The following is a 12331-nucleotide window of genomic DNA, read 5'->3' as shown; positions in this document are numbered from 1 at the left end:
GGGATGTATGAAATACAGAATCTTACTAGTAGCAGCTTCAGTCGGCTTGCTCGCCGGTTGCCCAAGCGATGATGATAATGACGTAGTGAAATCGTACCGCTACACCGTCAACGTTTCGAACTTGACTGCGAATCAACCTATGTCTCCGCTTGCTGTACTCACTCACAATGGTGACTACCAACTGTTTGAAATTGGACAAGCCGCATCCGTTGAACTTGAGCACCTTGCCGAAGGCGGTAGTAACGCAGAGCTGATTGAATTGATGAACAGCAATGACAGTGTTTACCAAGGCATTTCGGGTAATGGATTGGTGTTGCCGGGTGCATCGGACGAAGTCACCATCACGGTTGACCCTAGTCGTTACGGTTACTTGTCTGTGGCGTCTATGTTCGTGAATACCAACGATGCTTTTGTTGGCGAAACGGGGCTATCGCTCAAATCGCTCGCAGTGGGTGAAAGCTATGAAATGAGCATGAACGTTTGGGACTCTGGCACAGAACTGAACGATGAACTTGCTGCAACCATTCCGGGCCCAGCAGGTGGCGGTGAGGGTTTCAATGCCGCGCGTAATGACAGCAATGACGTTGTTGCATTCCATGCGGGTGTTGTTAGCCAAGATGACGGATTAGCAAACTCAGCACTTTCTGCGAACCATCGTTTCTTGAACCCAGGTGCGAAAGTCACCATCACTCGAGTCGAGTAACACAGGCTCCGATGACGTCTCCTTTCCAAAGCGCTTGTAGCCGAGCGCTTTATCCCTCATGGCGTCATCGGAACCTTTTTTGAAAGAATTTCTAATTTGTTCCGGTCATGTGCAAAGTGAGGATACTCGAAGGCAAGGAAAGGACCATGGAACAACAGGCAATCAATTTAGTCGCGAACATCTTGTTGGTGGAAGATGACGATGATTTGGCAGAACTGGTTCAGATGCATCTCAAGTTTCAAGGACACCAAGTGTCGCGAGCCACAAATGTCGCCGATGCTAAAGCGCAATATCAGCAACAACCCTTTGATTTATTGATCCTTGACCGAGGTTTGCCAGATGGTGATGGTCTAGACATCTGCCATTATTTGCGTCAGCAACAAGATTGGAGCCCAGTGCTCATGCTGACAGCCAGAGACGGTGAAATGGATAAGGTTGACGGTTTAGAAGCAGGCGTTGATGACTACATCACTAAGCCATTTAGCGTATTAGAATTTCAAGCACGAGTGCGAAATGTGCTACGCAGAGTCAGCCAAACCGTAGAAGTCAAAGTAGCAAATGAAGTCCTCGACGATGCGATGGATTTTGGTCCGCTGAGAATCATTCCGGAGTTGCACCAAGTATCCCTAAACGATAAAGATGTCACTCTCACCGCGACAGAGTTTACTTTGCTGCAGTTTCTCGCGACTCGTCCGGGCAGAGTCTACAGTAAAGATGAATTGCTCGATCACGTTTGGAACACCAGTCATTCTGGTTATCACCACACTGTGTGTAGCACCATTAACCGTTTACGCAGCAAGTTGTCGTTGTCCGACTCTGATCATCACTTCATTCAAACTGTTTGGGGTGTTGGATATAAGTTTCAACCAAGACACTAACGCAAGAAAATAAGTCAAAACATCAAGCCAAGACAGTAAGTCGGCGGTTGTTTTCACCGTCATTTTTCAATCATCACGGGTGTTTCAAAAACACCGCTGTTTAAGGAGGCGATAGGATGAGCTTCAAATCTCGCTTGGTAGCATTTACTAGCTTGTGGTTCTGCCTCGCGGCGGTGGTGATTGCACTGACTTACAATTGGCAAAAAGAAACCATTGAGTTACGCACTAAGCAAAGCCTGCATAAAGAGCTGGCAAGCCATATGCGTGACGATAATCCGCTGATGATCGGGACGGATTACAACCCTAAAGCACTTAAGTCGATCTTTCACACGCTCATGCTGATTGGCCCTGATTTTGAAATCTACTTCCTCGATAGCCAAGGCAATATCACCACCCATGCAGCACCAGAAGGGGCGGAGATCATGGGGAAGTTGGATCTCAACCCCATTAAGCAATTCTTAAATGACCAGCCTTTTCCTATTTTGGGTGAAGACCCACGTAATCGTGGTGAGCACAAAGTCTTTTCTGTCGCGGCGATAGAAGAATTAGGCTCTACGGTCGGTTATCTCTACGTGGTGATTGGCAGTACCCGACATGACGCCATTGCCAATGCTCAAGTCGATACCCCTTACATCGCGCTGGCAGGATTGGTCTTAGTGTCCATTTTAGGCTTTGCCCTCGGGGCTTATGTGCTGGTCAAACGTAGCCTATTGAATCCGATTGAACGTGTGACCAAGCAACTTCAACAGCAAGCTGAACATGATTTTCGCCTGCAACCTGATTTTACTCACCAAGTGCCGGAGCTCGTGCCGATTGCGCACTCTTATCAGATGATGGCGAAGCATATTCAGCAGCAATTTTTGCAGTTGGAGTATCAATCGTCTCATCGTCGTCAAAGCTTGCTGCAGCTTAGTCATGATTTAAAAACGCCGTTATCGAGCGTGCTGGGCTATTTGGAAACGTGGCGTTTGCAACATCCGGAATCCGATCCATTAATTGACGTCGCTTTCCGAAATTGTGAGAAGCTCTCAACTCAACTGCATTCTTTATTAGACGCCGCACGCAAAGAAGCTCCAATGCCAAACTACGAGTACCGCCCCGTAGATCTTGGCGCGTTGATGGCAGAATGTGCTGAAACGATGCAGAGCCAGTTTTCTCGTAAAGAAGTGGTGTTGAAAGTGGATATCGATAGCGAAATCCAAACTGTGGGTGATAAGGGGCTATTGGAACGGTTGGTGTTGAACCTGCTTGAAAATGCATTGCGTCACAGCCCAATCGGCTCGGAAGTGCATTGCCAAGCGCATTTGAGTGAAGATAAGTCGCGTATCCACTTTGCCTTCGTCAATCACATCGAGGAAGAAGCGGAGGGCGGTTCTTTGGGGATCGGGACGAAGATTGTTCAATCGATCTTAATGCTTCACCACAGCTATCTTGAGACCAATGCAACATCCTCTCAATATCAACAGAAGTTCACACTTCTCGCAATCTAAAGAGAAGTGTGAGACATAAGTTAATGTTTATTCAATAACACCACATACGACGCGAGCGCCGCCACCACCTAGCTTACTTGGGTGATCGGAGTGATTGTCACCACCTGCATGGATCATTAACGCTCGACCTTTTAAATCCGATAATTTTAGGCGAGGCGCGACAACGGGCTGATTGGCATTGCCGTCCATGTCCACATAGAGTGGAGGCAAGTCGCCTAAATGATTGTCATCGGTCCAAGGATAGCCATGCTTCCCTGTGTTGTTAGGATCATAATGGCCACCTGCTGCGCCGCCTAATACGGTTTTGTCATCCTTTTCTATGCTATCGCAAGATGGATTAGTGTGAACATGGAAACCGTGCACACCTGCTGACAAACCTGATAATTGAGGCGTAAAAACAACGCCATAATCACTTTGTGAAATCTCAATGGTACCAGCGCTCTCATTGGTGTTGAGAGCAGTCATTTCTACCGTTTTTGCTAGCGCGTTAGGGGCGGCGACAAGAGCGGATGCAACTGAAATGCATAGCAATCCTTTTAACATGGGACCTCCTTCTTTTAGGGTGTACGCTCAAGCACATATTAGTGAAAACCTGTTTTACTTATGTCTGTTGAGCGGTGAGTTTATGTCATAGAGTGATGTGTATCACTTTATGGTCTTAAACTGATATCTCGATCCGAAATCAGCTTTCTTTTATTTAGTCTTAACATGTTGAGATCGTTAAGATATAAAAAGAATAGACGCCAATCTTAAAATAGCCTGAATATTTTTAAATTAACGCAAAGTTAAATTTTTAATGACTTTATAACAAAGCTCATAATTGTTTTATAAAGAATTTGGTGGAATTGTCCGCAATAAAGAATAATCAAATTAACGAATATATTAATGTGAACATTGTTGTTTATAGATTTGTGGTCAAACTGTTGCTTATATCATCAAATAAGATAAAAAATTGGAACTAAAGTCACTTAATGGCAGAGGAAAAAATTAAACTCTGATTGTAATGGGTAATAATGTTTTAGTAACAGATAGTTACGCACTTAAAATTAATAATATGGCTAATTTCCGACAAGGATTGAAAAAGATGAAAGACAAGGAATCTATTCAGACTAATAGCAGCCGCCGTAATTTTCTGAAAGGCGCAACAGGAGCTGTTGTTGCTGGTGTGAGTGCTTCCGCTTTCTCAGGCGTAGCTCAAGCACGAGAACAGAAAATTGATTGGAGCAGCCGCGGGCTAGGTAGAAAACACGATAAGCGCTTCTGGCGTAAAGTGCAAAGACAGTTCGTTTTGGATAAACGAACCACTTACATGAACATTGGTACAACAGGTTCAATGCCAAAACATGTTCTTGAAGATTACGAGCATAACAACAAGCTGGTGGCTAAATACCCTTGGGATATGAAAGGCAAATTTGGCTCTTGGCCGTATGTTTCTGAGATGGTTAAAGACGTCGCACCAGGTTTTGGTGCTAACCCAGAAGAGATCATTCTCAGCCGCAACACTACTGATGGCTTATGCTCGATCATTAATGGCTTACACTTTGAACCAGGTGATGTGATTCTAACGACACACCATGAACATATTGCTGCAACATCACCTATGAACGTAGCGAAACATCGTTTTGGTGTGGATGTGGTAGAAATTCAACTACCAGTATTTACTGGTACCGAAAACGTTTCTGAGCAAGATTACATTCAAGCGTTCCGAGACGCGCTTGATGCGAATCAAAACGTTCGCCTAATTGTTTTCTCTCATATCACATACAAAACAGGAACCGCGCTACCAGCAAAAGCCATTTGTGCTTTAGCAAAAGAGTATGGTGTACCTACTCTTGTTGATGGCGCGCATACGGTCGGTATGTTTGACCTTGATTTCCACGATATGGATTGTGATTTCTATGCAGGATCTGGTCATAAGTGGCAGTGTGGTCCGGGCGCGACGGGTATTCTGTATGTTCGTGATAACGGTAACCGTTTGAATGAGTATTGGAGTGACCGAGAGAACCCGTTATGGTTGATCAACTCCTCACTTTCTCATGCTGATTACCTGGGTAAACAGCTGCAAATGCAATACATTGGTAACGATAACTATCCTGCGAAACAAGCACTAGTTGATAGTTGCAAAATGTGGGATGAGATTGGTCGAGACCGTATCGAAGAGCGAGTTGTAAGCCTTGGTAGTTTATGTAAAACCTTGCTTCAAGAGTACTTACCACAAGCCAAAATGTATTCACCAAACGTGGAAGGCTTAACCAGTGGCTTAACGACGGTTAACCCGTTCTCCGATGTAACTAATGAAGAGATACTGACGGAATTCCGAGATCGTTTACGTGAAGAGTATGGTTACATCATCCGTACGACTAGCTTTAAGCTGCATAAGGATGATGACTTTGATACTTACGCGCTGCGTATCTCTACGCATTTGTTCCATGACGAACAAGATGTGGAAGGGCTCGTAGTGGCGATGACGAATTTGTATTACTCGTCGTTCTAACATCGTTGTTTATCACTCAAGCGCCCATTATTGGGCGCTTTGTGAAAGGTAAGGATATTATTATGTCAGTCATAACATTCAAAAGAACTTTAGCGACGGTGGCGCTCATGGTTACCTCTGTTGCGTCGTCTGCCGCTTGGTCAGACGATTTACAACAAATCCGTGAACGCGGTGTACTGCGTCACATTGGTGTCCCGTACGCTAACTTTGTCTCCTATATTGAACAAGGTGAAGTGGAAACTTTGACTGGCTTGGATGTAGAGATAATAAAAGGTTTTGCCAAGTCGTTAGGTGTTCAGTACCAGTATGTTCCAGCACAGTGGAGCGACGTGGTTGGTAAGTTGACAGGGCAAAATGTGCAATATCACAACAAGCAGGCTGTTGTCGGAGAAAGTGTTCCAATTGAAGGCGACTTGATCGCAAATGGCGTTACTATTCTTGATTGGCGCTCTGAGGTTGTCGATTTTTCACAAGATTATTTTCCTTCAGGTGTATGGTTGGTTTCCAGATCCGACTCTAGTCTGAGCCCGATTAAACCAAGTGGGTCGGTCGATGAAGATGTTAAAAACGTCAAGCAGCTGATCGATGGTCGCGAAGTGTTAGCTTTAGAACATTCTTGCTTGGATCCTAACCTTTATGACTTATATGACACAGGTGCAAAAGTTATATTACCTGATGGGGCGCGTCTCCTTAATGAGATGGTTCCAGCGATAATGAAAAATGATGCGGAAAGCACATTATTAGATGTTGCGGATACGCTAATTGCCCTCGAAAAATGGCCGGGCGAAATAAAAGTCATTGGCCCTATATCTGAAAATCAAAAAATGGCTGTTGCATTCCGTAAAAATTCCCCTGAATTACGCAAAGCATTTGATCGTTATTTAGACTCGATAAAAAAAGACGGTTCATACGAAAAATTAGTAAAAAAATACTATCCATCTATTTACTACTTTTATAACGATTACTTTATAGAAGATAAAAAGAAAGTCCGATGAATAAGGCCGTTAAAAAATTTTCCAGTAAAAGATTTATTACAATAAGCGCAATATTAGTTTCAATTTACCTAGCTATGCTTATTACTGTGACTAGCGTAGGTCAAAATAAATTAAAAGAATCTCAATACAGAGAACTAGATTTAAAAGTTAAAAGTTATGCAAGCACACTCGATAATTTATTTACCATAGCGAGTGAAGATGTTGATAATCTAGCTACAGATAAAACAATACAAACATTCTTTGGTAATTTAGCTTCTGGAATGTCAATGGAGTATGGATTAGGTGCCAGTCTAATTAATTTAAAGCGTCGCTTCGATGAGAAGATAGACAGTAAGCTAATTAATAGCAGCCAAATCTATAAGAAGCTCACGCTGGTAGGCAGTGATGGAGTCACCATTGTCACCACTGGATCTGAAAACCTTGCCGAGCACAAAATGGACATACAAACCTTAATGACTCAACACGGGCATCCCGAAGAGGTTTGTGCGACGCGATACAATGATGACGTTCGCATTCAAGTCATTAAGCAAGTTAAGTTCTCCGGAAAGCCTGTTGCCTTTTTAATTGCCGATCTTAATAAGAATATTGTTATTGACCAACTTACTAACCAAGAACACGAAGATAGTTATAGCCGAATGGTGCTAAAAATAAAAGACGTGGAAATGGTTGTATGGGATACCATAAATAAAACACCTTCTCACAATAAGGATGAGAACTATTTCGTTTCTGAGGCTATAGACGGAAAAATTTACTTTGAAGTGCCTGTGGATAAACATCACTTCAAATTGATGGCGTGGTTCGAGCCTTTGAGTGAACGAGATATATTTACATCACGGCTCTTTATTATTGGTTTGAGTATTCTCGCCGTTATGATCGTCATTGCTTTATGTTATGCATTCATCACGAACAATAATAGGATTGAATTGAAAATTAAGCTTGAGGAAGAAAAAAAGCGTAAAGATATTCTTTCTAAACAGAATAAAAAATTAACGAACGAAATTGAACGTCGAAAAGCGTCTGAAAAAGAACTCGCCTTCCAAGCTAAATATGACACATTAACCAATTTACCTAATCGTAGTTATGGTTCCGAGCGATTGGCTTTGGAGTTAATTAGGGCATCGCGTAGTGGGTCTAAAGTTTTGGTGATGTTCATCGACTTAGACCACTTTAAGCAGATTAACGATTCAATGGGACACTTTGTTGGGGATGAAATCCTTAAACTCAGTGCTCAGCGACTGTATCAAGTCGCAAGAAAAACAGACTTATTGGCGAGAATTGGTGGAGATGAGTTTTTACTCGTCATCCCTGATTTGCCTGATAATGATACTGCAAAGCGAGTTGCTTCAAGTGTACTTTCGGCGTTTAACGATCCGTTTGTTTGGAACAACCATGAATTCTTCTTGAGTAGCAGCGTTGGAATGTCTGTGTTCCCGGATGACGGAGACAACGCTGAGCAGCTCCTTGCATGTGCTGATATGGCAATGTATCGGGCGAAACAAGATGGGCGTGATGGCTTTTGTTTTTATAACCATAATATGAACCAAGACTTGCAACGCTACTTAGATCTGGAAAATCGTCTGAGAAGTGCGATCTCCAATCAGTTGTTAGAGCTGTATTATCAGCCAATTATTGAGCTGAGTAGTGGTAAAATCGTAGGGGCAGAAGCGCTAATGCGTTGGAATGATGACAAGTACGGATTCGTAAACCCTGAAGAGTTTATCTCTATTGCAGAGAAAAATGGTTTAATTCATCAAATTGGTGAGTTTGCTATTCAACAAGCGTGTCGACAAGCGGCACAATGGCAGAGTCTGACTCCGTTGTTTGTTTCTGTAAACTTTTCTAGTGTTCAATTTAGGTACTGCGAGCGCTTACTTACGTTTATTAAACACAGCCTTGAGGAGTCTGGTCTTCCGTCAGATAAGTTCGATATTGAAGTGACAGAAAGTCTCCTCTTCAATCACGATTCTGAGCTATTAGACATGCTTAATAACTTACGAGCGTTAGGCACCAAACTTACTATTGATGATTTTGGTACTGGTTATTCTGCGCTGAGTTACTTGCAGAAGTTTCCGTTCGACCGCTTAAAGATTGATCGTAGCTTTATGCAAAATATGTTCGAGAACGACTCAGACCGCGAGCTTGTCAACGTAATCATAGCAATGGCGAAAGCGCTGGATCTTAAGATCGTCGCAGAAGGCATCGAAGAACAGCGTCATGTGGATTACCTGAAAAACCTAAACTGTGAGTTCGGACAAGGTTTCCACTATAGCCGACCATTACCTGCTAAGGACTTTGAAGCACTTTTGGCTAAGCCTACCTGGCTATAATTCCTTTTATAACAACCTCATAGAAAAGCATTAATTGAATTTGTGCCTAGGATTCATTAATGCTTTTCCACCTTAAGGTATAATCCTTCCTCCTTCCTTGAATTACACTACAATTAATTGATGAGTGATAGCCCGTGACGCCCGTCACATAAAGGCTAAGCCTAATTCTAAACGAGTAAATACTCGCCAAAATAACTAGGAAGGAATTTCAAATGTCTTCTGCATTCTACCAACAGATTCAGCAGCAAATCGAAGAAGTAAAGGCGGAAGGCCTTTACAAATCAGAGCGTGTCATCACGTCTCAACAGCAAGCGGCTGTTAAAATCTCTACTGGTGAAGAAGTACTAAACTTCTGTGCGAACAACTACCTTGGTCTTGCTAACCATCCGGCACTTATCGAAGCGGGTAAAGCAGGCATGGACGAGCACGGCTTTGGTATGGCTTCAGTACGTTTTATCTGTGGTACGCAAGACATCCACAAAGAGCTTGAGCAGAAGCTTTCTAAGTTCCTAGGTAAAGAAGATACGATTCTTTACACATCATGTTTCGACGCAAACGCGGGCCTATTTGAAACTATTCTAGGCAAAGAAGACGCAATCATCTCTGACGCTTTAAACCACGCGTCAATCATCGATGGTGTTCGTCTATGTAAAGCAATGCGTTTCCGCTACTCAAACAACAACATGGAAGAGCTAGAGCAACAACTGATCGCTGCGAAAGAAGCAGGTGCTCGCCACATTCTTATCGTAACGGACGGTGTGTTCTCAATGGATGGCGTAGTAGCAAACCTTCCGGCTATCTGTGACCTAGCAGAGAAGTACGGCGCGTTGACTATGGTTGACGACTCTCACGCTGTTGGCTTCATGGGCAAAACAGGTGCAGGTACGCACGAGCACCACAACGTAGTTGACCGTATCGACATCATCACTGGTACGCTAGGCAAAGCAATGGGCGGCGCTTCAGGCGGTTACACATCTGGTAAAGCGGAAGTGATTGACTGGCTACGTCAGCGTTCTCGTCCATACCTATTCTCTAACTCTGTTGCACCAGCAATCGTAAGCGCTTCTATCCGCGTTCTAGACCTACTAGAAGAGAGCGGTGACCTACGTGACCGTCTATGGGAAAACGCAGCACACTTCCGTACTCGTATGGAAGACGCAGGCTTCACAATGGGTGGTGCTGACCACGCAATCATTCCGATCATGCTTGGTGACGCAAAAGTAGCAGCAGAATTTGCAGAGCGTGCGCTGGAGAAAGGCATCTACGTAATCGGCTTCTCATTCCCTGTAGTACCAAAAGGTCAAGCACGTATCCGTACTCAAATGTCTGCGGCGCACTCTCGCGAGCAACTAGACCGTGCAATCGACGCGTTCATCCAAGTTGGTAAGGACATGGGTCTTATTTAAGATTCTAGGCCTTAGACAATAGGGCCTTTAATTAAGGTTACATTATGAAAATTAAAGCATTATCAAAGCTAAAGCCTGAAGAAGGCATCTGGATGACTGAGGTTGATAAACCTGAAGTCGGCCATAACGATATTCTGATCAAAATTAAGAAAACCGCTATCTGTGGTACAGACGTACACATCTATAACTGGGACGAATGGTCACAAAAAACCATTCCAGTGCCTATGGTTGTCGGTCACGAATACGTGGGTGAAGTGGTTGCGATTGGTCAGGAAGTTCGTGGCTTTGAAATCGGTGACCGCGTATCTGGCGAAGGTCACATCACGTGTGGTCATTGTCGTAACTGTCGTGGCGGCCGTACTCACCTATGTCGTAACACGATTGGTGTGGGCGTTAACCGCGAAGGTGCATTCGCAGAATACCTAGTGATCCCAGCGTTCAACGCGTTCAAGATCCCTGAAGGCATCTCTGACGATCTAGCGTCTATCTTTGACCCGTTTGGTAACGCAGTACACACAGCACTTTCTTTCGACCTAGTAGGCGAAGACGTGCTTATCACAGGTGCTGGCCCAATCGGTATCATGGCAGCGGCAGTCGCGAAACACGTTGGTGCTCGTCACGTAGTGATCACGGATGTGAACGAATACCGTCTAGAACTTGCTCGTAAGATGGGTGTAACACGCGCAGTAAACGTGGCTGAAGAGAAGCTAGAAGACGTAATGGCTGAGCTAGGCATGACAGAAGGCTTCGACGTTGGTCTAGAAATGTCTGGTAACCCAGCAGCATTCAACTCAATGCTAACCACAATGAACCACGGTGGTCGTATTGCACTACTAGGTATTCCACCATCAGACATGGGTATCGACTGGAACCAAGTTATCTTCAAAGGCTTGGTGATCAAAGGTATCTACGGTCGCGAAATGTTCGAAACTTGGTACAAGATGGCTTCACTGATCCAATCTGGTCTGGATCTATCGCCAATCATCACGCACCACTACAAGATTGATGATTTCCAAGAAGGCTTCGACGTAATGCGCAGCGGCATGTCAGGCAAGGTTATTCTTGATTGGGAATAACTTATTCAAGTAAGAAATGCGCTCCTTTTTGGGGCGCATTTTTGTTTCATGAAGATTTTTGTTTCGGGAAGAAATGGTCGCCAATCTTTTCTAAACTTCTCGTATCGTTCTGCTACTTTTTTAGATTTTTTCCACTCAACTTCACCCTACCTTCTAACTCATTGTCGATTCTATATTTGGAACAAGATAATAACCACTTGTTTTTAGTGGTCATTTTTTAGCATTACATGCTTAAAAATCGTCACTTTTAAGTTTAATATTTTTATTTGCTGTTCGTCTTTATCCTTATCCTGCTTCTTTTTATTGTTTTACATTTTATATGCATTTAGTTTGTCATAATTGAGCTATAACTAATAAAAAGGTTACCGATATACAGTGGAATGTAAAAATGGAGCTTTATATGAAAAGATTTTATCTGATGATGCCTCTGCTCTTAACCTCATTTAGTTGGCAAGCGAGTGGAGCGTCAGTGAGCGGTACGATTGATGTTTCAATTAACCTTGTACAAGGTTGTGTGATTAATGGAAATAATGCGGTAGATGCAGCTTCTGGCGTTGGCTTTGGCTCACTCGCCTTTGGAGACGTGCCTGCAATCTTCAGTGAACAAGATGGTGTGGTAAATGGTGGTAGTGCGACGGGTATTGAAGTGCTTTGTAGTAACGGTGTGACACCGACGTTTACATTGGGCACCGGATTGTATGATGCAAGTGCGACCGTTGGTACCTATGCGATGTCAAATGGCGCGCAATTTATTGATTATACGTTGTTTACCGACTCAGACCGAAGCACACAAATTATACAAGGCGGGACGGTAGCTCTGTCTGAATTTACTAGTGCAACATCGCAAACTATTGAGCTTTTTGCGAAAGCTTACGGTACGAGCAGCATTGCCGGTACATACTCCGATACCATCAGTGTGACGCTAAGCTGGTAAAACGTGACGCTGGTTGTTAGGGGCTTTT

The 12331-nt window shown here is 43.6% G+C and carries 10 protein-coding genes; 9 read left to right on the top strand and 1 reads right to left on the bottom strand.

Annotated elements, in window-relative coordinates:
- Positions 1-7 precede the first annotated feature (7 nt).
- The 3 genes from R7Q48_RS04775 to R7Q48_RS04765 all read left to right on the top strand — a co-directional run bounded on the left by R7Q48_RS04775 (position 8) and on the right by R7Q48_RS04765 (position 3071).
- Positions 8-703, top strand: a complete 696-nt coding sequence (locus R7Q48_RS04775) for a spondin domain-containing protein (protein WP_171344183.1) — start codon at positions 8-10, stop codon at positions 701-703.
- A gap of 146 nt (positions 704-849) precedes the next feature.
- Positions 850-1581 (top strand): response regulator transcription factor, encoded by a 732-nt coding sequence (locus R7Q48_RS04770; protein WP_206959466.1) that lies wholly within the window; start codon positions 850-852, stop codon positions 1579-1581.
- Between the two features lie 116 nt (positions 1582-1697).
- Positions 1698-3071: a sensor histidine kinase gene (locus R7Q48_RS04765; protein ID WP_256903365.1), complete on the top strand. Its 1374-nt coding sequence runs from the start codon at positions 1698-1700 to the stop codon at positions 3069-3071.
- Between the two features lie 27 nt (positions 3072-3098).
- Here the strand turns inward: R7Q48_RS04765 and R7Q48_RS04760 are convergent, their stop codons facing one another.
- Positions 3099-3614, bottom strand: coding sequence for a superoxide dismutase family protein (locus R7Q48_RS04760; RefSeq protein WP_005375091.1), 516 nt, complete (start codon positions 3612-3614; stop codon positions 3099-3101).
- A 541-nt stretch (positions 3615-4155) separates the two neighbouring features.
- Between R7Q48_RS04760 and R7Q48_RS04755 the strand changes: the two genes are divergently transcribed.
- From R7Q48_RS04755 to R7Q48_RS04730, 6 genes are all read left to right on the top strand, one after another.
- Positions 4156-5565 carry an aminotransferase class V-fold PLP-dependent enzyme gene (locus R7Q48_RS04755; protein ID WP_238843709.1) on the top strand — a complete coding sequence of 470 codons (1410 nt, stop codon included), beginning with the start codon at positions 4156-4158 and terminating at the stop codon, positions 5563-5565.
- Positions 5566-5627: 62 nt separating this feature from the next.
- Positions 5628-6560, top strand: coding sequence for a transporter substrate-binding domain-containing protein (locus R7Q48_RS04750; RefSeq protein WP_005375093.1), 933 nt, complete (start codon positions 5628-5630; stop codon positions 6558-6560).
- On the top strand, positions 6557-8887 hold the full coding sequence (locus R7Q48_RS04745; protein ID WP_064354925.1) for a putative bifunctional diguanylate cyclase/phosphodiesterase: 2331 nt from the start codon (positions 6557-6559) through the stop codon (positions 8885-8887). The genes R7Q48_RS04750 and R7Q48_RS04745 overlap by 4 nt, the downstream gene beginning before the upstream one ends.
- Positions 8888-9099: 212 nt before the next feature.
- Entirely contained in the window at positions 9100-10293 is a 1194-nt protein-coding gene (locus tag R7Q48_RS04740; protein ID WP_005375095.1) for a glycine C-acetyltransferase, read from the top strand.
- Positions 10294-10337: 44 nt separating this feature from the next.
- On the top strand, positions 10338-11369 hold the full coding sequence (gene tdh / locus R7Q48_RS04735) for an L-threonine 3-dehydrogenase (RefSeq protein ID WP_005383983.1): 1032 nt from the start codon (positions 10338-10340) through the stop codon (positions 11367-11369).
- Positions 11370-11757: 388 nt separating this feature from the next.
- Positions 11758-12303: a spore coat U domain-containing protein gene (locus R7Q48_RS04730; protein ID WP_005375099.1), complete on the top strand. Its 546-nt coding sequence runs from the start codon at positions 11758-11760 to the stop codon at positions 12301-12303.
- The last annotated feature ends 28 nt before the right edge of the window (positions 12304-12331 follow it).

This window comes from Vibrio sp. 378, from assembly GCF_033339435.1.
The sequence above is the reverse complement of the archived record's forward strand: the minus strand, read 5'-3'. Positions and strand labels throughout refer to the sequence as shown.

What these genes read in the sequence shown, in the direction of transcription:
- R7Q48_RS04775 (WP_171344183.1), top strand. Translation starts at nt 8, where the DNA reads ATGAAATACAGAATCTTACTAGTAGCAGCTTCAGTCGGCTTGCTCGCC.
- R7Q48_RS04770 (WP_206959466.1), top strand. Translation starts at nt 850, where the DNA reads ATGGAACAACAGGCAATCAATTTAGTCGCGAACATCTTGTTGGTGGAA.
- R7Q48_RS04765 (WP_256903365.1), top strand. Translation starts at nt 1,698, where the DNA reads ATGAGCTTCAAATCTCGCTTGGTAGCATTTACTAGCTTGTGGTTCTGC.
- R7Q48_RS04760 (WP_005375091.1), bottom strand. Translation starts at nt 3,614, where the DNA reads ATGTTAAAAGGATTGCTATGCATTTCAGTTGCATCCGCTCTTGTCGCC.
- R7Q48_RS04755 (WP_238843709.1), top strand. Translation starts at nt 4,156, where the DNA reads ATGAAAGACAAGGAATCTATTCAGACTAATAGCAGCCGCCGTAATTTT.
- R7Q48_RS04750 (WP_005375093.1), top strand. Translation starts at nt 5,628, where the DNA reads ATGTCAGTCATAACATTCAAAAGAACTTTAGCGACGGTGGCGCTCATG.
- R7Q48_RS04745 (WP_064354925.1), top strand. Translation starts at nt 6,557, where the DNA reads ATGAATAAGGCCGTTAAAAAATTTTCCAGTAAAAGATTTATTACAATA.
- R7Q48_RS04740 (WP_005375095.1), top strand. Translation starts at nt 9,100, where the DNA reads ATGTCTTCTGCATTCTACCAACAGATTCAGCAGCAAATCGAAGAAGTA.
- tdh (WP_005383983.1), top strand. Translation starts at nt 10,338, where the DNA reads ATGAAAATTAAAGCATTATCAAAGCTAAAGCCTGAAGAAGGCATCTGG.
- R7Q48_RS04730 (WP_005375099.1), top strand. Translation starts at nt 11,758, where the DNA reads ATGGAGCTTTATATGAAAAGATTTTATCTGATGATGCCTCTGCTCTTA.